Consider the following 20432-nt stretch of genomic DNA (forward strand, 5'->3'; position numbering starts at 1 on the left):
CCGGCGCAGCCTCCATCGCACGCTGCGCGTGCGGGGCGAAAAGCATGGGCCGCCAGGGCGGCCCAGAGCGCGCAGCTCGGCCCCCGGGCTTGCGCCCGGGACCCGAGCCGGCCCGCTGCGCGGGCCTGGTGCCCCGGGCTCGGGGCTGCGCCCCTCACTCGCGGCACTCGCGGGCGTGGCACACCTCGCGGTGGCAGTCGGAGTGCATGAGGCCCAGGTCATCACAGCCGAACAGCCCATCGTGGTCCTCGCAGACCCACTTGTCGCAGCCGGGGCACAGGGCCACGGGGCACTCGGTGCAGGTGGCGGCGGGGTCCCCGGCGAACCGGACGGCGGTGGCGTGGAAGTCGAGCGCGGTGAGGACGGACATCGGGGGGACCTCTTTCGTTCGGTGCTGGGCCGGTGTCCTCACTCTATCGCGTTCCACTTACACCGGCACGACTATTAGTCCTTGTCGTTACCGATCTGTGATGTTGCGTCTGTCGGTGGCGTCTGATAGTTTTACCGGTATCAGGTTAACGAGAGGAACCGGCTCATGTCGAAGTCACTGCCCGCCATCGCCCGCCAGAGCGACCCGCTGCTGACCGTCCTGCGCGCCGCAGGACGCGCCGGGGTGTCCACGCTCCTGTGGGGGCCGCCGGGGGCCGGCAAGTCCTCGCTGTTCGAGTCCCTGGCCCGCAGCGAGGGACTGCCGATGGAGACGGTCATCGCCTCGCTGCGCGAGCCGAGCGACTTCGCCGGCCTTCCCGTGATCCGCGACCACGGCGTCGAGCTGGCCCCGCCCGCCTGGGCGCAGCGCCTGGCCGAGGCCGAGGACGGCTACCTGTTCCTGGACGAACTGACCACCGCGCCCCCGGCCGTCCAGGCCGCGCTGCTGCGGGTCGTGCTGGACCGCGCCGTAGGCGACCTCGTCCTGCCGCGCGGCATCCGCGTGGTCGCCGCCGCCAACCCGCCCGACCAGGCCGCGGACGGCTGGGACCTGCCCGCCCCCCAGGCCAACCGGTTCCTGCACCTGACCTACACCCCGAGCCTGGACGGCTGGCTCGACGGCATGACCACTGGCTTCGGCGTCCCCGTCTCAGGCCGCGTCCTGGACTACTCCCCCGTGACCCGCGCCGCCACCCGCGCACAGGTCGCATCCTTCATCCGCACCCGCCCCGACCTGCTGCACGCCTTCCCCCGCGACGACGCCTCCGCAGGCCGCGCCTGGCCCTCCCGGCGCACCTGGACCATGACCGCCGACGTGCTCGCCATGCTCGACCCCGACGACACCCCCGCCACCCTCCTGGCCGCATCCGGCCTGGTCGGAGAGGGCGCAGCGGTCGAGTTCATCGCCTGGCGCCAGGACAACGACCTGCCCGACCCCGCCGACGTGCTGGCCGACCCCACCACCGTGGCCTGGGCCGACCTCGAGCCCTCCCGCGCCTGGGCGATCCTCACCGCCGTCACCGCCCACGCCACCGCCGACCGCACCAAGACCGGCTGGGCCGCCGCCTGGAAGCCCCTCGCGGTCGCCGCCACCGCCGGACTGCAGGACGTGGCCGCAGCCAACGCCCGCGCGCTGCTGCGCTCGCGGCCCAAGGACACCTACCCGCCCGCCAGCGCCAAGGCCTTCCTGGCCGTCCTGGCCGACGCCGGGCTGATCACCACCGGAGAGCAGGCATGAACGCCGTCACCATCCGCCCGCTGACCGACGCCGAGCGCGACCGCCTCGCCACCGCACGGCTGGTCGCCGTCGAGTCCGCCCCCTACCTCGCCCACGCGCTGTTCTCCGCGCGGCCGTTGGCCGCCGTGGGCCTGGGCACCTTCGCGGTGGACCGTCACTGGCGGCTCTACATCGACCCCGACACCCTGACCGAGTGGGGACCGCAGGTTGCGGGCGGTGTGCTGGTGCACGAGGCCAACCACCTGATCCGCGACCACGCCGGGCGCGCCGACGCGCTGCCCGGCCCCGTGGACCACGACCGCTGGAACTACGCCACCGACGCCGCGATCAACGACGACCTGCTGCGCGCCGGGCTGGCCCTGCCCGACGGGGTGGTCACCCCCGCCGCCCTCGGGCTGCCCGACAGCGGCGTGGAAGAGGCCTACTACGCCGCCCTGCCCGACCAGCCCCCGCAGACCGAGCCCGGGTGCGGTTCGGGCGCGGGCGACCCCACCCAGCCGTGGGAGCCCGCTCCGGACGCCCCCGGCACACCGGGACTGGACGACGGCCAGGTCACCATCGCCCGCCGCCGCGTGGCCGAGTCCGTCCGCGAGCACGCCAGCGCCGGGCGCGGCACCGTCCCGGCCGGGCTGCGCCGCTGGGCCGAGGCCGAGCTGACCGCCCCTGAGGTCCCCTGGCGCAAGGTGCTCGCCGGACTCGTGCGCCGCACCGCCGCCCTGGCCGCAGGCCGCATCACCTACACCTACGCCCGCCCCGGACGGCGGCGGCTGCCCGGCATCGTCACCCCCGCCATGCGCGCCCCCAAGGTCACCGCCGCCGTGGTCATCGACACCTCGGGAAGTGTGACCCCCGACGAACTCGCCGCCGCGCTGCGCGAGGTCAACGGCGTCATCAAGGCCGTGGGCGGGTCCGTGCGCGTCATCACCTGCGACGCCCAGGCCAGCGCCGCCCACGTCGTGCGCGCCGCCACAGACGTGCGCCTGGACGGCGGTGGCGGAACCGACATGCGCGTCGGCATCACCGCCGCCGAGGCCCTGCGCCCGGCCCCCGACGTCACGGTGGTCATCACCGACGGCGAGACACCCTGGCCCGCCGCCCCCGGCCGCTCATCGCTCATCGCGGTGCTGACCCGCGCGCGTCACCTGCCCCACGTCCCGGCATGGGCGCGCGCACTCGCGATCACCGCGCCCAATAGTTAATCCGGTGTCAGTGGTGTGTGGTATCGTGGGGGTACACCGAGAGAGAGGGAGAGGAACCCCGCGATGCACACCACCAACACCGACCACCCGGCCGCCGCGGACGATCTCGACCCCGCCCTGATCGCCCACGCCACCCCCCTCATCGAGGCCGCCGGCACCGACCTCACCACCGTCCTGCAGCACCTCGCCGCACCAGCCGGCGGCCCGCACGCCACACCCGCATCCCTGCAGGCCGGGTGGGACCTGCCCGAGCTCGCAGCCCTGACCCCCGACACCCTTCCCATCGACACCGACGGGACCAACCAGTGAGCCGCCAGCTGCTCGACCTCGGCGCTCGTCTGCGCGCCGCCACCGACTCCCAGCCCGTCGCCCTCGCCGCCTACGCCCCGGCCCTGCCCCCCACCGCCCCCGTCGCGGTCGCCCTCGACCCCGACGGACACTCCCTGCGCGCCACCGACGGCACCACCACCACCAGCGGCACCGGACGCCAGGCGCTAATCGCCCTGGACGACCTCGGCATCACCCTGGACGCGCCCACCTACCGCACCCTGGTCATCACCAGCCCCGCCGCGCTCAGCGCCCTGACCACCCTTGCGCGGACCTACCCCAGCGCCGCCTGCGCCCCGGTCATCGCCTGGTGGGACCAGCGCGCCGACCACCCGGGCACCGGAGCCGTGCACGCCGTCATCGCCACCGCCCGTCAGCGCTGGGTCCTGGGGGTGGCCCCCGACCGTGAGCGCGACCTGGACACCTGGCTCACCTGGCTGGGCATCACCAGCACCGGCCCCCAGGCTCTGCTCGACCTCGCCCGCGCCAGCACGGCCGGATCGACCCTGCCGGGCCTGCTCGACGCCGCCGGGGCCGACACCCGCGCCTGGGAGCGGCACCAGCAGCGCATCGCGGCCGGACGGCCATGGCTGGCCCCGGACAACCGCGCCGATGCCGCCCTGGGGCTGGCCAGCCGCTCCCACGCCACCGAGCACTACGCCTCCCTGCGCCTGGACGACCCGCTCGTCGCCCATGCCGCCACTACCGACGGCACCGTCGTCACCGGCCACCTCACCCACCACGACACCGCGAGCATCACCGTGCGCGCCGCCCGCCCGCTCAGCCGCCTGCGCGTCGGCTCCGAGGTCACCGGGTGGATCGGTGCCGCGCTCGACGCCCACGCCGGACCGGCCTACGTGACCGGCCGCGTGCTGACGGCCACCGTCGGCACCGACGCCGCGTTGACCCTGACCGTGGGGGACTTCGCCAAGCGCCCCGCCCAGCACCCCGCCGGGACCATGCTCACCCTGCGCCCGCGCCGGGTGGACCCCTTCATGCAGGCCAACGGCCGCCGCCTCATGGCGGGCAACTTCCACCGCAGCGGGAACTGGCTCGCCGGGCGCGGCAGGCCGGTCCTCACGCGCTCCGACGTGCCCCTCGACGTCGTGGTCGCCGCCGCTGACCCGGACTGAATCCGCCCGGGCCGGCCCTCGCCGCCGAACTCGGCAGTGGACGCTCCGGAGACACTCCCGCGCAGCCCTCATAGTTTGCCCGGTATCGGTGGCGCGTGCTATCCTCAGAGCATGAAGAGGACGACCACCGGGACCCCCGCCGCCGCCACCCAGGCGCCTGCACCGCGGCCCCCCGCCGAGCACCTGCGCAACCCGGTCCTGGCCCGCGCGCTGCTCGCAGTCTGGTCCGGTGACCCGGCCCTCGTCATCGACTCGCCTCCCGGGGCAGGCAAGACCCACCTGAACACCCACCTTGCCCACCAGCTGCGTACCCGAGCCGGCATGACCGTCGCCATCGCCGCCCAGACCCGCGCCCAGGCCGCCGACGTCGCGCACCGCACCGCCGCCACCGGCGCCGACACCGCGCTCCTGATCGGCGCGAACAACGACCGCCCCGCTGACACCGACCCCGCGATCCGCACCATGACCCCCCGGGCAATCGACCCCGGCGCGGGCATCGTCGTCGCCACCACCGCGCGCTGGACCTGGCTGCCTCACAACCGTCCCGTGCGCTTCGACGTGCTCCTGATCGATGAGGCCTACCAGCTGACCTTTGCCGACCTCGGCACCCTCGGGGCGATCGCGGACCAGTTCGTCCTGGTCGGAGACCCCGGCCAGATCGACCCCGTGATCACCGGCACCACCCGCCGGTGGGACACCTGGGCCAGCGGCCCGCATGTCCCCGCGCCAACGGCCCTCGCTGCCGCTCACCACGACGACGTGACCACGCTGCGCCTGCCGCAGACCTGGCGGCTCGGTCCCGCCACCACCGCGCTGCTCGCGCCCCTGTACCCCTCGCTGCCCTTCACCTCCGCCCGGCCCCCCAGCCACCTGAGCGACCACCGTGACCAGCCGCTGCCCGAGTACCACGCGCGCCCCATCACCATCACCGGCGGCACGCCCGACCCCGTGATCGCGGTCACGGCCGCAGACACCGCCCGTGACCTGCTCACCCGCACGCTGCACACCACGGCGGGAACCCGCCCGCTCGCACCCGAGGACGTAGCCGTCATCGCCCCCCACGTCGAGCAGGCCGCGCTCATCGCCGCCGCCCTGGCCGACCTGCCCGGGATCTTCGTCGGCACCATCAACCAGGCCCAGGGCCTCGAACGTCACGCCGTCGTCGCAGTCCACCCGCTCGCTGGTCACGCCGACGCGCTCGGCGTCGCCGCTGACCTCGGACGGCTGTGCGTAGCCCTGTCCCGCCACCGCTCCCACCTGACGGTGATCACCGACAAGCACACACCCGCCGTCCTGGACCGCGCCCATCGCGACCAGCCGGGCACCCAGGCTGTCGTGGTCCACCAGCGCATCCTGGACAGCCTGCTGGCCGCCTGAACGACCGCCGTTGCCTCGCGCCGGCGTCAGAGGCCCTGGCACCAGTGCCGCGCGCGCAGGGCCACCATCCGTGCGCCGAGCTGCTCGAACGGATCGACCACCACGCACGCACTCGAGCACCTCCGCCCCTCACCCAATGGCCCAATAGATTTGCCGGTGTCGGTGGCGACTGGTACTCTGTAAGCATGACGAGGAACACCGCGCCCAGCGCCCCCGACGAGTTCACCGAGGCCTTGCCGCCTGAGTCGTGCCTCACCGCCGGGCCGGACTGCCAGGGACCGGTGGAGTACCGGACGCCGCTGTCCGGTACCGGTACCCCGTTCCCGCGGTGCGACCACCACTGGGAGGGCCGGCTCGACCTCGAGCACCAGCTGCGCGAGCGCTACCCCAGCACCGCACCCGCGGACTTCGACCCGGCCTACGCCGGCGAGACCTGGGACGGAGACGACTGGTGACCACCCCCGGCCCCACCGCACTTGAGCCGGCGCAGGTGCCCGCCGCCATCAAGCGCGACCTGCGGGCCGCGTTCCCCGGCGTCCGGTTCTCGGTGAGCCGCTCACGGGGCACAGGGTGGGCGTACATCAACGCGGCCTGGACCGATGGGCCTACCGAGGCGGCCGTCCGGCAGTCCGTGAGCGCATGGGCAGGCAGCCAGTGGTGCCAGGCCGTCCTCACCCACCGCAGCTACAGCCCGCAGGCTCACGCGTGGGCCCAGGCCGAGGTCGCCGCCCACCCCGGACGCTTCCAGGACGACAGCGACCCCTACGCCCGCGACAACGCACCCCACCGGCTCCTCGCCACAACCGACCTGCGCGACACCGCCCTTCCCTCGACCTGAGCAGCGGCCAGATCGGCCGGGACAATGAATGCAGGTCTGGACCACCCTCGCGGACGCGTGGACGCCTTCGTTCGCTGCCACAGGGCCTCCAAGTCGATTCGCGCTGGCAGTCGCGCCGTACCTGGTACGCCGACACAGCGCCCCGGTTAGCCTCTTTCGGCCCACGTCACAGTAGCAACCTTAGCCAAATGACGGCCCAGTTCTCGACCGTTTCATTTGACGGGTAGTGCGCGGCGGCATAACACTAGACTCGTAAGCTCGACCTCAATCTAGGAGTATCACGTGGCCCAGAAAGTTCAGGTTCTGCTCATCGACGACGTGCATGGTGAGCCGGCGGACGAGACCGTCACCTTCGCGCTCGATGGGGTGTCCTACGAGATCGACCTGACAAGCGACAACGCCGCGGCGCTGCGAGAGGGCCTGACGACGTGGATCAGCAACGCTCGCCGAGTGGGGAGGCAGTCGAAGTCCACAACGTCACAGGCACCACGGCGCAGCAGCGGTGGGTCGAATGACGCTCAGGCCATCCGTGAATGGGCTCAGAGCCAGGGCATGACGGTCTCCGCTCGTGGGCGGATCTCCGCCGAGGTGAGGACCGCCTACGAGGCGGCTCACTAGAGTCACCTAACGACATGCTGGTGGGCGCCGGATCGAGTCATTGATCCGGCGCCCACCAGCATGTCGGGATAAGAAGGAAAGGGTGCAATCCCAATCCCCTCACTGCGAGTGAATGACGACAGGCGGTGCGGTGGTGGCTTCGGAGCTCGGCGGTGGTGTGAGCGGCGCTCGTCGACTCCGTAGCCGGCGCGACGCTGCTGGACTACCTGCGCGAGGTGCGCCGGCTGGCGGGGCGATGAGTCAGGTCGACCTCGCACACGAGCTCGGGCGGTACTCACGGGGTGAGGCGGTGAGCGACAGGTACCCGCTCTCGTGCTCGCCACAGGAACGCCACGATGGCTGTACGGGCAGACCAGTTGTAGGGCTCGATCGCGTCGATGGCTTCGGCCACCCGGCCGAGAGCATCGTCGTATGTGAGCAGGGCGGCCGCGGCCTGGCCGGGTGTGATCCCCTCCGGGACGAGGAACTCCCCACGCGGACCCACGACCGTCCTGACGTGCCGTATCTCATCGACGAATCGGCCTTCGACGGACGTCCGGGGCCAATTGCGGACGTCGTCGGGAAGTGCGTCGGACAACCGAACCGTCGCGCCGGGCGTCCCTGGGCCAGTTGGCGGTGCCGTCGTTGGCTTGGTTGCCCGCATCTGTCGTGCGCGCGCCGGTAGAACGCCCTGCTGGTCTGGTGCGGTCAGCCTCTCGAGCACAAGCGCGGCTGCCTCGTGTGCGCTCGGTGATCCGTCCCAGGCCCGCTGGAGGGCGGCGATGATCTTGAGACGTGCCGATTCATCGTCGCCGACCTCAGCGAGCACGTCGCCGAGACGGCCGGCTCCAAGGTTGGGTCCGGTCAGAATCTGCAGGGCGAGGTCGACCAGCAGCCGCAGGTGCTTCGGGCTCTTAGATGCCATGCCGTCGTCGAGGATGTCGATCGCCAGCCGGGGTGCCGTCTCGATGATGAGGCTGAACGTGTCGCTCGCGTCGAGCTCGCGCATCATGTGCAGCACCGGGTCGAAAAGCGGAGCACGATCTCGGTAGACGGCACCGACGGCCAGTAGCCAGGTGTTGCGCCAGTGAGCCGAGGGCGCGATCACGCGCAGCCGCCCGATCACCTCATTGTCGAGCCCGTCGACCAGCGCGCAGGCGGCCATGAACTCTTGGATGCTGCGCAGCTCGAAGCCGACCTGGTCCTTGCCCTTGGCTGTGACGAGGACGAGCCGATCGCGTGCTGCCCGCAGCAGGTCGCCCGCGAGCCTCTCCAGTGCGGCGCCCTTGTGGCCCTCTTTGGTGAGCCGGTCACGGATGACCATCTCGAAGTCCTGCGAGCTCAGGAGCGCCTCAGCCTCGCCGGCGCTCTCGCTCGCGACCTGCAGCCGCAGGCCGGTCGCCCGGTGGATCGCGTCGACGTCGGCCCGGCGCTCGGAGAGGACTGTCGCGAGGTAGTTCTTCTTCTGAACCTCGCGGTCATAGATCACGTCGTAGTAGTCCGCGAAGAGCGCAGCGCGGTCCTGCGGCGGCTTGGCGCGCCGCTCCAAGAGCAGCGACATGATCATGACCTGCAGCGGGGAGCGCATCAGGCGTCGGGTGAGCTCGTTCGCTGCGGCGTCGGTGATGCGCTGCAGGACGGCCGACTTCTCGGCGTCCTCACCCATGCGCAACTCCGTCAGGCGCGATGCGTAGTCGACTGCCTGCTGGGCCGACAGAGGCACCAGCTCGAGCTTCCGGAATGAGGTCGGCAGCTCGTCGCTATACCCCTGAGGGCGTGTGGTCGCGACGACGAGCAGATCGGCGTCCTCGGTGTGGGCCTGCTCAAGGAGTTGGTTGACCGCCGCAGCCACCGTCTCCCGCGCGGGCTTCGCGGCGACCTCGTCGTAGCCATCGAGCACGAGCAGCCACGGCCATGCCCGCAGCCATCCGCGCATGTCTCGCGCGTGGAAGGTTTCCCCGGTGCTCGCGCTGATGCGCTCGGCGAGGTAGCGGACAAGAGGGAGGTCTGCACCGCCACCGGCCAGATCCGCGTACTCGGCCAGATCGACTCTGACGGGCCAACGCCGAGCACGAGGGCGAGGGATGCCAATCTCTTCAGCGCGACGGAGCGTGTCAGCGACCGCTGCTTGGACAGGCGGAGACTGTCCGTCGCGCTCGGCCAGCATGGTGGCCCTGTACAGCTGAGCGAGGAGGCGCCCCAGGGTGGTCTTGCCCTGCCCCGGGCCGCCAGTGACGAGGAAGTGGGGCTGGAGGTCGGCGCCCGCCAGCACGCTCGGGCGCAGCACTCGCTCACCCGCCGTCACGATGTGCGCGAGAGCGGCGAAGCTGTGGGCGAGCGGGTCGGGGTCGTCCGGGTGGCGCGCCGGCAGGTCTACTGCGACGTGCGCGAGATCGAGTTTCTGGTTGGCGACCTGGCCGGCTTCACCCAGGTTGATCTGCCCGCGGGTGATCAGCTCGGTGCGGGCGTGCTCCTCTAGGGCCCGTCGGATGTCCTCAACGCGCTGACCTAGGCCGGTCATCCGGCCGAGGTTGATCGCGGCCAGCACGTCACCGGGGGTGATGAGCGCGTTGAACTGCTGCCGAACGTCGGCGAACCCATCGAGCAGGCGCTCGACTTTGGCGCGGTCCCAGACGGCGCAGTCCTTCAAGGGCCAATCGTGGGTCCGAGCTGCAGACCTGATCGTTCTGGTCGCCTCGTTCAGGCCACCGTCGACGGCGCCGCCCAGCCCGACGTTGGTGACGAACACGATGAACTCGGGCTTCGGCCCCTTCCGCTTCGTGCCCGGGTGGGCCCACTTGTCGAGCTCACGCCGGATCTGCGTGAGCAGCCACGTCTTGTTCGCGGCAGTCGACTGCAGCTGCTCGCGAAACTTGACCTGGAAGACGTGGTACCCGTCCCACGGAGCTGCGTGGTGGTGCTCGCCGTCTGCGGGCACCGCGCGACCCTCGAAGACCGCGTCGCGACCGCTGTCCGGGCCCGTCCCGAATACCTGGACCGTCGGCCCGTAAACCTTCAGCAGCAGCGCCTGCACGAGGTGCTCGAACTCGTGCGGTCCGAGATCCTCGAGCCGGTAGGTCATGTCCACCATCTTGCCGTCCGGCTCAATCGGGTACGTGTCCGACGCACGCGTCGTCAACTCTTGACCTGCGGTTGGGCGCGCGCTGCGGGCACGGCCGGGCCTCGCGAGCCGGTGCACCCGACCGTCGGCACCGGGCGAGGAAAGAGCAGCCGGTGCGTAGGCGACGGACCGAGTACGACTGGCGCTCGGGCTATGGAGAGCTGGACGCGAGACGGTCGCACGCGCGCTCGATGAGTAGCCGAGCACGTTCGCCTTGTGCTGCTGCTAGCGCCTGGTCACAGCCGAGGCCCACACCCACACGAATCCTTCGCGGCCGGCGTCGTCGAAGTACCGCACGTGCACCGCTCGCGCGGTCCAGGCGACGGCCTCGGCTTCGACCTCGACGTCGGACCCGTCACGCGCAACCGTCCAGGCGCGGACGGGCAGCAGTGTGGCTGGCCTGGTGACCGGGTGACCACGGCCCGCCACCGGGACGTTGCGGGCCATGTCCCGCAGCGGCACTTGATCGACCATCAGTCGGGCAGCCCGCCGGTGTCAGCCGGCCGAACGGTGCTAGACATCGTGCCCGCCGCGGACCGCCCGGCTCACTGCGCAGCTGCGACTGGTGCGCCGTCTTGCCCCTGGCCGGGCACGGCCCGGGCGACAGCCGCCTCGGCCCGGATGTTGGGGTGGACGCGGGGTCCTGGGGACTCTGCCTCTTGAGCCGCTGCGGCACGGGCAGCCGCGGCCTTGGCTCGCGCGGCCGCACGAGTCTTCGCCGGCGTCCAGTCCCACCCGGGCAGCGCCGCGATCGCGTCGACCGTCTCGGAGGGCAGCCGGCCAGCTGCGTACCGCCCGCGCACGTACTCCGCTCGCTTGCCGATGGGTACCTGGACGTCGTCGATCTGCGCCACGGTGCTCAGACGCACCTGACTGGCATCGCGGGACGGGTCCTGCGCGATCCACGCCTGCATGGCGCTGATGAACTCCTCAAGGCGCGTCTTGCGCTGCTCGAGCGCACCCGGGATCGCCGCGAGCTCGCGGCGCTGGGCAGTGCTCAGCTCGGCCGAGGTTGCGCGCTGCTGGCGCAGCCATCGCGCAGCCACAGGGTGCGCGGTCTCCAGGCCGTCCAGAGTGCCGTGCTCATCGGCGTATGCGCGCACGGTCTGCAGCTGGGTTGTCCAGGTCTGCTCGCTACGGGGCGCGAAGCCCGACCACGACCAGCCCGGGCGGCCCTCGAGCTCACGCGCCCGGTCGGCACTGAGCTTGCCGGTGCGGTGCTCGTGCCGTCGCGTGGTCAGCCGCAGCCCCAGTGGGTACGGCTTACCGTCCACGAGCCGACTGGTGGCCTGCTGCGGCACGTAGGCGCTGCCGTGCTGCTCGACCCACCAGTCGAGCTCAGCCAGCAGCTGCGCCCACGCATCGCGCTTGCCTGCGGGCGCCGGCTCGACGACGTCAGCGGGCGTGCCCTGGTCGGCAGTGAACGCGTCGATGCTCATCAGTCCCACCACCTCTCTGGTCCCCTTCATCCTCACCTACCTCATACACCGGCGCAACTATCACAGCGCCTGGCGCGTGTAACCCTTGCGGTCCGTCAACCGTTATGGTATGGTTTCTCTTGTCGGCAACGAGAGGGGCGGGTACGGTGCACAAGGACTGGAAGCGGCTTGAGGCGGCAGCCGTGGAGCAGGGTTTCACCAGCAAGGAGACGAAGAAGGGCCGCTTCTGGCTATCGCCGGACGGGGTGCACCTGGTGCTTGTTCACCACACCCCGAGTGACCGAAGGGCGATGGAGAACACCATCCGCGAGTTCCGCCACGCAGGACTCATCTGGCCCCCGCCGAAGAGATAGCAGCCACACCGCCCCGGCCTCACCGGCCGGGGCGGGATCAGCACCGACAGATCGGACACCGCACATGACCGTCTTCACCGCGCGGGTCGAGTGGAGACTCGCACCGGGCCACGACATCACCGACACCCTCCCGGACATCGTCAACGCCATCGCCGACTACCACGCGGTTGGCGCGGTCGACCTTGCAGCGAACACCGCCGCCATCACCTTGACCGTGGACGGGGCCACCCTCGAGCTCGGCGCCCAGGAGGCGCTGCGCACGGTTGCCGTGGCCGTCGTCTCCCACGGTGGCCAGCAGTTCGTCCCCGCTGCGCTCAGCCTCACCGAGGAGACGCTGGCCACCCAGCGCAGCGACCCGCCCACCTGGAACCTGCCGGCGCTGATCACGCTCACCGAGACGGCCGAGCTCGGGGGCGTCTCCCGCCAGCGCGCCAGCCAGTGGGCCGCACGGGCTGACTTCCCTCAGCCGGCAGCCCGGACAGCGCACGGGGCGCTCTACATCCGCCCCCAGGTCGAGACGTGGCTCGCGCGCTTATCTCGCACCCCGGGCAGACCCAGGAACAGCAGCACCGCCGCTACGCCGGTCGGCGCTCGAAATACTCCTGCAGAGCTTCGGTGACGATGTCCTGCTTGTTGCGGGACTTGGTCTGCCCGGCGCCATTGGCTGCTCGCGCGACCAAAGCGCTGAGCTCACCGGGAATGCGCACGTTGAGCTGCACCAGCGGCTCCGGCTTCGGGTCAGGGCCTCGCCAGACCACCGGACCAGTGCGCACCCGCACCCGCTCGACATCCGGCATCGCCAACCCCTTCCGACGAGCACACAGCACGATCCGCTGAGCCCCGATGCTAACGGGCTGGTCCCGACGCTTCCACGAGCAGCACCACGACGACCGAAAGGATCACGATCATGGTCAACGACGTCGACGAGCTGCTCGCGTTCCTGCAGACGGGCATGCGGCACCCCGGTTCCCTGACCGACCTCGACACCGCCCACCTGCTGCACTCCTTCACCTTCTCCACCCTGCGCGACGCCGCCCTCGCTGCCCTCACCGGCTACCCCCAGGATGCGGCCGCGCTGGCCGCCAGCCGGCCACCGGCGACGTCCTGGTTCACCCACGGCCCGCTGGACCAGGACACGATCGCCGCGGCCTTGCCGCTCCTGCAGCACCTGGCCTCCCAGGCCACCGGAACACCCGCCGCAACACCGCTTGCCGCGGTCCTGGCGTACCTGGACTGGGCTCTGGGCCACCCCGTGCGGGCGACCCAGCGACTGGCCACCGCAGACCACCGCGACCCGCTCGTGCGCCTGCTGCGCCGTGCCCTGGCCGCTGGCGTGCCGGCGCCGCGAGTCACGTCTCAGCCCAGCGCCAAGGGCTCGCGATGAGCCCGCGCGTGGACGTCACACAGTGGGACGGACAGCTGGTCCGGGAGCTGCTCGTCGTCCTGTACGGCGGCCACCACTCCCGCACTGGCGGCTGGGTGCCCGAGGCCGGCGCCGTCGGCCGCTACCGCAAGGTCTCCGCGAGGACCGTCCGCCGCTGGACCCGTCCCGGCTCGCCGGCGGCCATCCCTGCCCGGGTACTCGAGGCCATGCTGGCGCGCCGGCAACCACGCGCAGCGACGCTGCGCCGCGAGCAGCTGCAGGCGGACCGCACCGAGCAGATGCGGGTCCGTGCCGGGCTGGGTCGTGGCCGCGGCAACCTCCAGGAGTACGCCGCCCGCGGCTGGCTCGAGCAGCATCGAGTGCTCGTCCTGGAAGAGGCTGCTCTCCCCCTTCGCCGGATCACGGTCGTGCGAGACGACCCCACGCTCGTGCGGCGGGCCGTGAGCGGATCTCGCGTCGTCGACCTAGCCATCGCCGACACCAAGTTCGCTGGCGACGCGCTGCGCTACCGGACGCTGAACGAGGTCAGGCCCTGGCGCCTGGAGCTCTCCACGCGCCAGGTGGCTGGCACCCGCGGCCGCACCCAGGTCTGGCTGGCCAGTGCACCCCTGTCCCAGCTGCCGCTGCAGGCGAACCTCGTCGGGCCCTGAGCCTGGCGCCTGTAGGGACTCGTCCGACTTGTCCGTTGCCCGGTCAGGTTGCGGCGCAATGCGAGTACCGATGGCCACTATTGCTTGCAGATGTCGACAGCACGCCGGCGACCAAGTCTGCGCCGCCGCCGTGACGCGCGGCTACTTATCCACCGAACGGGCCTGGCCGTACTTCGCAGCGTGCCCGGCGACAAAGTAACGACAGAGAAGCTAAACCTGGGGGTACGTCATGTGGATCATCTACGCAGCGTCGGTCGACGGCGCAACCACGGGAGCCGCGGAACCGATCGTCTGGAGCGCCGCCGCCTGTGGCGTCGTCGCCACCGCCATCCCCGTGCTGCTCGCGGCTGGACTGCTCGGAGCGAAGGCGCTCGACGCAACAGCACGCTTTCCACTCGGGTCGCGGCTCGGCTACCTCTTCCTCATCGTGGTCGCCCTGCTTGCCGAGCTGGTCGCGCTAGCGGGGGCTGTTAGTTCCACCTGCACACTTCTCCCCGGCCTCAAGATTTCCGACCTCGACGATGCCGCGCTGTTGCTGCCAGCAAGCCCCGTCGTGACCGCCGCCGCCGACGCCAACTCGCAGGCTCTCGCCGACGCGGCATGCAGTATGGCCGCGACGAACGGTGCCGCGACCATCGGAGGGCTCACCGCCGACCAAGCGAACTTCGTCACGTGGTGCGGTGTGCTCGTAGCTGTGATCTACGTGGTGATCGCAGCCTTGGGACACCTATTCCGAGCCTTCGCCGGCGGACTCCAGGAGCGCCGGACCGGCCTGGCCCTTCAGATGATCAGCGGCGGCGCCACCGACCCCGAAGCCATCACCAAAGCAACGGATCTTCCCCTCAGCGCGGTGGAGGTTTTGACCCGCACCGACCTCTCGCCGGTCGACACCGCCCACGCGCTCATCGCGCTCAAAGACCCCCCCCTCAACAACGAATCCATCGCAATCGCCGCTAGCCTCGATCAGCGCATCATCAAGCATCTGCGCCAACACCCCGCCCCCGAATCGGACGACCGCCACCGCCTCGACCCGCCCCCCGGGCGGCTGCGCTGGCGCATTGCAGTGACCCTGGGAGCCTTCGTCTGCGCCGTCGTCGTACGCGAGCACGACGTCGAGTTGGTGAAAGGAAAGCGAGAATAGGGACCTACGCACCGCTACCTCGCTGCGTTCACGGCACGGCGGCGACGCGAGCGCACCGTCCCAACCACACCGGCGACGACGGCGAGCAGCACCCCGGCAGCGAGGATGATCCGGCCGGTGTCCAGGCCGGCCTCTCCCGCGTACGGCACCGACACGATGACGGCCTCGGTGACCAGGACGTGGTGGCCGGTGAGCCACGCGACCGCTGACTGCAGCGCCCTGCGGCCCATCTGGGTGCCGCCGGCCAGGATCGGGCCAGCGAACAGCACGAGGACCACCACCAGGACCATCAGGTCGTTGGGGTCCATGCCGCCGCCGCGTGGTGCTTGGCGTGTGTTCGACACGGCTCAGCCACCCCCGGGGGTGAGGAGCTGCGCGAGCACGCGGGCGCTGCCCGGTGGTGCGTGCAGGACCAGCATCGGGAACCGGAACGCGTCGACGTCCCCCACGTCCGTGGCCAGCTCAGCGACCTGGCCGTCGATGGACTCCAAAACGTCGACCCGAGCTGGCGGACGAGCTAGGTAGCTGTTCTCGCCGGTACCGCGGTACCCGACCCATACCTGACCCAGCTGGTCTCGCAGCACGACCTGGTGGCCGGGCGCCCAGCACACGGTCTGCAGGACGTCCTGGAGCTGGCGGCAGGTTCGGATCTCCACCAGGCCTCCGATGCCGGCGACGTCGTCCAGGACCGCCACCAGCTCACCGAGCACCTGCGCCACCGCCGTGTCCGACGTCGACGCAGTCGCGCTCCTGCCCCGCTGCGCCAGAGCCAGCACGTCAGCCAACGAGCTCACCCGCCAGAGCCTCGATCCGGTCTGGTCGGTATCCCGACCAGACCACCGAGCCGGCCTGGACGACCGGCGCCTGCAGGAAGCCCATCCCTGCGACCAGGTCCCGTGCGGCGGCGTCCGTGGAGACATCGACCTCCCGGAACTCCACGCCCAGCCGCCGCAGCGCCCGGGTGGTCGCATCACACTGCACGCAGCCCGGCTTACTCCAGACCGTGACGCTCACCGCGTCCGAGGCCTGGTCGATCGTGGCTGTCGTCATCGCACGTCTCCTCTCCATCGGGTATCTCACCTGCAGTAACTGCGCAGCGCCACGCCTTCGGGACATCTAGTCCTCGTCGGGCTCGCCCAGTGGGCGCCGGACGCTCAGGACGTGGCTGTCGTCGATCACGAGATCACCGGCCTCACCGTCGTCGCTGCGCCAGGCCAGGCACATGCTGTCCTCGCCGTCGTCGAGGTCGGCCGCCTCGAGGACGGCCCAGTGGTCGACCTGCTCGTCGACGAGGACAAGGTCCCCGACCTGCACCCGTCCGGCCGCGACGGACCGCGCCGGGCTGTACCCCTCGAACAGGTCATCAGCGCCGTCGCCCTGGACGTAGTCACTCGAGCCGACGTCGTCGACGTCGACGTCGGCCGGCTCGGCGGTCTCGACCGCCGGGTGAGCACCGGTGCGGCCGCGCAGCAACGCAGCCAGCGGCGGCCCGCCCGCCGGCCGGCTCGTGGTGCCGGTGGGCACCAGGCGTGAGTCCAGCACCTGCTGCCACTCCCCGAGCGTGCCTCCATCCAGATCCTGGTCGTCACCGAGCTGAACCTCCAGCGCCGGGTGGATCGCAGCGGTCGGACGCAGCCGCTCGAGCAGCGCGAGGTCGGCGGCGTTCTCGTCGCGCGCGGCGCGGCGCGGATCGGGAGTCCACAGCACCTGCATCTCGGTGACCCGCTCGTCCTCGGTGATGCCGGTGCCGCGGCCGCGGATGCTGCGCGGGACCGAGACCCCCAGGTACGGCGACTCCCACATCATCTGCGCACCCTGCGGAGAGAGCCGCCCCAAAGACAGCCGTGAATCGAAGTTGTCACGCATCGACCCGGTCATGAACTCCGCATCTGGGCGCTGCGTTCCCAGCACCAGGTGGACGCGCCCAGAGCGCCCCTTCTCCGCGATCGCCGCGACCCAGTCGAATACCGGGCACTTCGTGGGCATCCCCTTGACCTTGACCCCCGTGTACCAGGCGGTCACCAGGCGGTGGAAGTTGCGGAACTCGTCGAGCACCAGCACCACGGGCTCGAAGTCGGACTCGTCGGCGGTGCCGTCCTCGATCTCCGCGTACCGCTGCTCCATCAGCTCGTGCGCGGCGTAGATGACCGCGACCTGGTCGACGACGTCGGTGGCCACAATCTGCACGTTGGGCCACTGGCGCAGACCCATGAACTCGATCCGCTTGGGGTCGCAGACCCACACCCGCCAGTCCCGCCTGGCCGTCTCCATCACCACACCGTTGATGGCCACGGTCTTGCCGGTACCCGTCTTCCCGCACACGATCAGATGCGGGCCAGATCCCGACATGTTCCAGAAGATCTCGTTGCCGTCCTCGTCGACCCCCAACGGGATGCGCATCAGGTTGGCCGGGGTGATCTTCGCCGGCACGCGCGGGACGGCCGTGGGCATGGTCGGCCGCAGCTCGAACCGGACCGTGTCCTCGGTCAGCGACCACCGCGCGCGCCACCGACCGGGCAGCAGCGCAGTGATCGAGTTCTCGATGAAGCTGCGGGCGTGCTGGCGGGCGACCTTCGGGCCCAGGGCGTGCCGGATGGCGATCGCGACGACCTCTTCCTCGGCGGGGTCCAGCTCGAGGTTGACGCTCGCGCCCTCCCCGAAGATCCCGCGCACCACCCGGTCAGCTCGCTCGACGACGGGGTGCGCGCTCGGCGGCGCCGGCGCGACCCTCAGCTCCAGGCGGCACCGCTGCTGATCGAAGCTCGCAACCTCGTACCGGCCACCCAACCTCCGGGTGGCGATGTCGGCGATCCGGGTCGTCCAGTCGACGGTGTCCACCGCCCCCGAGCCGTACCGGATCTGCACCACGACCGGGTGCCCACCGTCGCCGCGCCGCGCCCACCGCCGAACTCGCACCGTGTCCGGCGCCGGCGCCCGCAGACCCAGGTGCGGCAGCACCGCGGCGAGGAACTGCGCCACGAGCTGCTGACGACGCACCTCACGCATCCCACTGGCCACCACGAGCGTCACCACCACCACGCCCACCACGCCGGCCACCATCGCCTCGGTCCGCCGGCCGGTCACCTCCGCGGCACCGACTGCTACCGCGGCCGCCGCCAGGCACCACAGAGCATGACCGGGCCACGCCCGCTCCACCGGGGGCACGGGCGCGAACCCAGAGGGCGCACCAACCGGTGCTGCTGCCTTCGTGAACATCGACGTTCTCCTCTAGTCGCGTGTGATCTGAGCTGTACTGCTGGCCGCTCGGTAGGCCTCACCGGCCTCGTTGTGCGGTTATCCCTGCGTTGTTGCCGGTTGCCCGCCACTTGACACCAGGGTTACGCTCGCGCAGCCGACGAAGGAGTGCAGGAGCGAGCGAGACCCAGGCGCCAACCGACTCACCCTTTTATCAATAGTTTTTCCGGTGTCGGATACGGGTGTTGTCATTGGTCGGTCACCACCGCTTGTCCCGGCTGGACGCCTCGAGCGGTGAAGAACGGCAGCGGGTCGATCGCCTCGCCGTTGACGCGGACCTCGAGGTGCAGGTGACACCCCGAGCTCGCGCCGGCACCGGCCGGGTCTGTCGACCGGTCCCCACCACGGGAAGCCACCTGCTGGCCTGCCTCGACCTGGTCCCCCACCGCCACCAGCAGGGTCCCGCTCTGCAGGTGCTTGTAGAGGGTCGCCACCCCCTCGCCATGGTCGACCTTGATGACGTTCCCGCCGGCTCCGCCCGTCCCTCCAGCGGAGACCACCACCCCGGCCGCAGCGCTGTAGACGGGGTCACCGCACCGGCCGTTAGCGATGTCGATGCCCAGGTGATAGGTCGAGGCCCCCGAGATCCCGGTGTTGCGCGGCCCGAATCGGGACGTCACGCGACCGACCGAAGGGTTCGCCCACCCGGTCAAGCTCAACCCGGTCCCCACCCCGTCAACGGACGCCCCGCCGCCGCACGGCGCGGTGGCCGTGCTGATCTCCAGCAGGTCCGCGGCACCGACCTGGCCCGAGATGGCGGCGACCAGCTGGGCCGCCGGCTCCCACCACCGCGTGTAGTGCCACGGGTCGGCGTTGCGCTGCACCGCGTGCGCCGCCAGCGACGGCTGCATCGAGGCCCACCCGGGCACGGCCACGAGACCGTCGTAGAACTTGCCCGCCGCGTACGCGGGGTCCAGCCGCTGCTCGCGCGTGCCCCACCACATCTGCTGCTGGAACAGCCCCAGCGAGCTCGTCAGCGACCCGTCGGGGTTGCGCACCCCGTGGATGTCATCGCCGTAGGTGATGTTGCGCAGCGACGACTCGCCCATCGCCGTCATGACGGCGATCACCTGTCCTTGCAGGGGGACACCGCGCTGGGCGCCGACGGCCACGATCGTGGCGGCGTTGGTGACCTGCTCGCCCTTCCAGGTCCCGACCCTGCCGGGCAAGCCGTCGACGACGGGGACTGTGACCGACGTGCCGACACCGGTGCAGGCCCCGGTCATCACCGCACCACCGCCTGTCTCGAGCAGGATCGACAGGAGCACCGACCCGACGGCCAGCAGCGGACCACCGACCACCACCGCGATGGCCACGACCACCGCGACCACGACTCCGACGCCCTTGCCCACCGTCAGGCCTGCGGTGTGAGTCGCTCGACGAGCCAGCCGCTGGACCCGTCCATCCGGGACAGCAGGACCTCGTACGTGCCGGCGTCGGTCACGATCGGCACCACAGCGAGCAGGTCGCTGCCGGCACGTTGCGCAGGACCGGCCGACTGCACCAGCCGACAGGGCACGAGCCGGGGGTCGACGTTGACGTAGGCCCCTTGCGCGGGTGCGCTCAGGTGGCCATGCAGCTGCTCCCACCACTGCTCGGCGGGCAGGTCCGGGCGAGCGAACGCCACCATCGCGGCCCTGGCCGCCTCCTGCGCGGCCGCGGCCGCGGCCGGGTCCCACTGAGCTGGTGCTGCCGGTGCCGGCGAGGGACCCAGCTCGAGGTCCTCACCGTGCGCGTCCAGCTGCGCCGACGCCGAAGGGCTGGGCGCCGGCTGCGCCGACCCGACCGGCCCCCAGGGCTGCGCTGCCGGCTGGGTCACGTCACCGGCTGAGGGCGACAGCACTTGGGCGACGGCGGCGGGCTGGACGGGGGCGTCCCCGTCCTCGGGTGAGCTGTGCGCCACTGCGGACCCGACCACCACCACGACAACCCCGACGGCCAGCGCTGCACGT

At 71.3% G+C, this 20432-nt stretch carries 23 protein-coding genes; 12 read left to right on the forward strand and 11 right to left on the reverse strand.

Annotated features, from left to right (window positions below; all coding sequences use genetic code 11):
- Positions 1–154: 154 nt before the first annotated feature.
- A complete protein-coding gene (locus Q0840_RS17550) occupies positions 155–370 on the reverse strand; it encodes a hypothetical protein (protein WP_298462012.1) in 216 nt (71 codons plus the stop codon).
- Between the two features lie 165 nt (positions 371–535).
- Between Q0840_RS17550 and Q0840_RS17555 the strand changes: the two genes are divergently transcribed.
- From Q0840_RS17555 to Q0840_RS17590, 8 genes are all read left to right on the forward strand, one after another.
- On the forward strand, positions 536–1666 hold the full coding sequence (locus tag Q0840_RS17555) for an AAA family ATPase (protein WP_298462014.1): 1131 nt from the start codon (positions 536–538) through the stop codon (positions 1664–1666).
- Positions 1663–2865 carry a DUF2201 family putative metallopeptidase gene (locus Q0840_RS17560; RefSeq protein ID WP_298462016.1) on the forward strand — a complete coding sequence of 401 codons (1203 nt, stop codon included), beginning with the start codon at positions 1663–1665 and terminating at the stop codon, positions 2863–2865. The genes Q0840_RS17555 and Q0840_RS17560 overlap by 4 nt, the downstream gene beginning before the upstream one ends.
- 63 nt (positions 2866–2928) lie before the next feature.
- A complete protein-coding gene (locus Q0840_RS17565; RefSeq protein ID WP_298462018.1) occupies positions 2929–3174 on the forward strand; it encodes a hypothetical protein in 246 nt (81 codons plus the stop codon).
- The gene (locus Q0840_RS17570; RefSeq protein WP_298462020.1) at positions 3171–4325 is read left to right on the forward strand and encodes a hypothetical protein; all 1155 of its coding nucleotides are present in this window, start codon (positions 3171–3173) and stop codon (positions 4323–4325) included. Before Q0840_RS17565 ends, Q0840_RS17570 begins: the two co-directional genes overlap by 4 nt.
- Positions 4326–4436: 111 nt before the next feature.
- A complete protein-coding gene (locus Q0840_RS17575; RefSeq protein ID WP_298462022.1) occupies positions 4437–5702 on the forward strand; it encodes an AAA family ATPase in 1266 nt (421 codons plus the stop codon).
- 185 nt (positions 5703–5887) lie between these two features.
- On the forward strand, positions 5888–6157 hold the full coding sequence (locus Q0840_RS17580) for a hypothetical protein (protein ID WP_298462023.1): 270 nt from the start codon (positions 5888–5890) through the stop codon (positions 6155–6157).
- Positions 6154–6540 (forward strand): LPD29 domain-containing protein, encoded by a 387-nt coding sequence (locus Q0840_RS17585; RefSeq protein WP_298462025.1) that lies wholly within the window; start codon positions 6154–6156, stop codon positions 6538–6540. The genes Q0840_RS17580 and Q0840_RS17585 overlap by 4 nt, the downstream gene beginning before the upstream one ends.
- Positions 6541–6822: 282 nt before the next feature.
- On the forward strand, positions 6823–7158 hold the full coding sequence (locus tag Q0840_RS17590; protein ID WP_298462027.1) for an Lsr2 family protein: 336 nt from the start codon (positions 6823–6825) through the stop codon (positions 7156–7158).
- A gap of 274 nt (positions 7159–7432) precedes the next feature.
- Here the strand turns inward: Q0840_RS17590 and Q0840_RS17595 are convergent, their stop codons facing one another.
- The 3 genes from Q0840_RS17595 to Q0840_RS17605 all read right to left on the reverse strand — a co-directional run bounded on the left by Q0840_RS17595 (position 7433) and on the right by Q0840_RS17605 (position 11697).
- Complete coding sequence (locus Q0840_RS17595; protein WP_298462029.1) at positions 7433–10219, reverse strand: hypothetical protein; 2787 nt, start codon at positions 10217–10219, stop codon at positions 7433–7435.
- 264 nt (positions 10220–10483) lie between these two features.
- Complete coding sequence (locus Q0840_RS17600; RefSeq protein ID WP_298462031.1) at positions 10484–10732, reverse strand: hypothetical protein; 249 nt, start codon at positions 10730–10732, stop codon at positions 10484–10486.
- Between the two features lie 71 nt (positions 10733–10803).
- On the reverse strand, positions 10804–11697 hold the full coding sequence (locus Q0840_RS17605; protein WP_298462032.1) for a helicase associated domain-containing protein: 894 nt from the start codon (positions 11695–11697) through the stop codon (positions 10804–10806).
- Positions 11698–12114: 417 nt separating this feature from the next.
- On the opposite strand from Q0840_RS17605, the gene Q0840_RS17610 reads away from it, so the two are divergent.
- The gene (locus Q0840_RS17610; protein ID WP_298462033.1) at positions 12115–12669 is read left to right on the forward strand and encodes a hypothetical protein; all 555 of its coding nucleotides are present in this window, start codon (positions 12115–12117) and stop codon (positions 12667–12669) included.
- Here Q0840_RS17610 and Q0840_RS17615 read toward each other — a convergent pair.
- Entirely contained in the window at positions 12626–12847 is a 222-nt protein-coding gene (locus Q0840_RS17615; RefSeq protein ID WP_298462035.1) for a hypothetical protein, read from the reverse strand. The two genes, Q0840_RS17610 and Q0840_RS17615, sit on opposite strands and share 44 nt — an antisense overlap.
- Before the next feature lie 110 nt (positions 12848–12957).
- Between Q0840_RS17615 and Q0840_RS17620 the strand changes: the two genes are divergently transcribed.
- The 3 genes from Q0840_RS17620 to Q0840_RS17630 all read left to right on the forward strand — a co-directional run bounded on the left by Q0840_RS17620 (position 12958) and on the right by Q0840_RS17630 (position 15225).
- A complete protein-coding gene (locus Q0840_RS17620; protein WP_298462037.1) occupies positions 12958–13434 on the forward strand; it encodes a hypothetical protein in 477 nt (158 codons plus the stop codon).
- 8 nt (positions 13435–13442) lie between these two features.
- Positions 13443–14084, forward strand: a complete 642-nt coding sequence (locus Q0840_RS17625) for a hypothetical protein (protein WP_298462039.1) — start codon at positions 13443–13445, stop codon at positions 14082–14084.
- A 229-nt stretch (positions 14085–14313) separates the two neighbouring features.
- Positions 14314–15225 (forward strand): hypothetical protein, encoded by a 912-nt coding sequence (locus Q0840_RS17630; RefSeq protein WP_298462041.1) that lies wholly within the window; start codon positions 14314–14316, stop codon positions 15223–15225.
- A 14-nt stretch (positions 15226–15239) separates the two neighbouring features.
- Here the strand turns inward: Q0840_RS17630 and Q0840_RS17635 are convergent, their stop codons facing one another.
- The 6 genes from Q0840_RS17635 to Q0840_RS17660 all read right to left on the reverse strand — a co-directional run bounded on the left by Q0840_RS17635 (position 15240) and on the right by Q0840_RS17660 (position 20299).
- A complete protein-coding gene (locus Q0840_RS17635; RefSeq protein ID WP_298462043.1) occupies positions 15240–15533 on the reverse strand; it encodes a hypothetical protein in 294 nt (97 codons plus the stop codon).
- Between the two features lie 39 nt (positions 15534–15572).
- Complete coding sequence (locus Q0840_RS17640) at positions 15573–16019, reverse strand: hypothetical protein (RefSeq protein ID WP_298462045.1); 447 nt, start codon at positions 16017–16019, stop codon at positions 15573–15575.
- Positions 16003–16239 (reverse strand): glutaredoxin domain-containing protein, encoded by a 237-nt coding sequence (locus tag Q0840_RS17645; protein ID WP_298462118.1) that lies wholly within the window; start codon positions 16237–16239, stop codon positions 16003–16005. Before Q0840_RS17645 ends, Q0840_RS17640 begins: the two co-directional genes overlap by 17 nt.
- 102 nt (positions 16240–16341) lie before the next feature.
- Positions 16342–18309: an FtsK/SpoIIIE domain-containing protein gene (locus tag Q0840_RS17650; protein ID WP_298462046.1), complete on the reverse strand. Its 1968-nt coding sequence runs from the start codon at positions 18307–18309 to the stop codon at positions 16342–16344.
- 359 nt (positions 18310–18668) lie between these two features.
- Entirely contained in the window at positions 18669–19832 is a 1164-nt protein-coding gene (locus Q0840_RS17655) for a M23 family metallopeptidase (RefSeq protein ID WP_298462048.1), read from the reverse strand.
- Positions 19833–19834: 2 nt separating this feature from the next.
- Positions 19835–20299: a hypothetical protein gene (locus Q0840_RS17660; RefSeq protein WP_298462049.1), complete on the reverse strand. Its 465-nt coding sequence runs from the start codon at positions 20297–20299 to the stop codon at positions 19835–19837.
- Positions 20300–20432 lie beyond the last annotated feature (133 nt).

It is taken from the genome of uncultured Cellulomonas sp. (genome assembly GCF_947494015.1).
Lineage (GTDB): Bacteria > Actinomycetota > Actinomycetes > Actinomycetales > Cellulomonadaceae > Pengzhenrongella.

Coding starts and splice junctions, on each gene's coding strand:
- Q0840_RS17620 (WP_298462037.1), top strand. CDS start 12,958: ATGGTCAACGACGTCGACGAGCTGCTCGCGTTCCTGCAGACGGGCATG.
- Q0840_RS17560 (WP_298462016.1), top strand. CDS start 1,663: ATGAACGCCGTCACCATCCGCCCGCTGACCGACGCCGAGCGCGACCGC.
- Q0840_RS17550 (WP_298462012.1), bottom strand. CDS start 370: ATGTCCGTCCTCACCGCGCTCGACTTCCACGCCACCGCCGTCCGGTTC.
- Q0840_RS17615 (WP_298462035.1), bottom strand. CDS start 12,847: ATGCCGGATGTCGAGCGGGTGCGGGTGCGCACTGGTCCGGTGGTCTGG.
- Q0840_RS17635 (WP_298462043.1), bottom strand. CDS start 15,533: ATGGACCCCAACGACCTGATGGTCCTGGTGGTGGTCCTCGTGCTGTTC.
- Q0840_RS17555 (WP_298462014.1), top strand. CDS start 536: ATGTCGAAGTCACTGCCCGCCATCGCCCGCCAGAGCGACCCGCTGCTG.
- Q0840_RS17580 (WP_298462023.1), top strand. CDS start 5,888: ATGACGAGGAACACCGCGCCCAGCGCCCCCGACGAGTTCACCGAGGCC.
- Q0840_RS17630 (WP_298462041.1), top strand. CDS start 14,314: ATGTGGATCATCTACGCAGCGTCGGTCGACGGCGCAACCACGGGAGCC.
- Q0840_RS17600 (WP_298462031.1), bottom strand. CDS start 10,732: ATGGTCGATCAAGTGCCGCTGCGGGACATGGCCCGCAACGTCCCGGTG.
- Q0840_RS17565 (WP_298462018.1), top strand. CDS start 2,929: ATGCACACCACCAACACCGACCACCCGGCCGCCGCGGACGATCTCGAC.
- Q0840_RS17610 (WP_298462033.1), top strand. CDS start 12,115: ATGACCGTCTTCACCGCGCGGGTCGAGTGGAGACTCGCACCGGGCCAC.
- Q0840_RS17605 (WP_298462032.1), bottom strand. CDS start 11,697: ATGAGCATCGACGCGTTCACTGCCGACCAGGGCACGCCCGCTGACGTC.
- Q0840_RS17595 (WP_298462029.1), bottom strand. CDS start 10,219: ATGACCTACCGGCTCGAGGATCTCGGACCGCACGAGTTCGAGCACCTC.
- Q0840_RS17575 (WP_298462022.1), top strand. CDS start 4,437: ATGAAGAGGACGACCACCGGGACCCCCGCCGCCGCCACCCAGGCGCCT.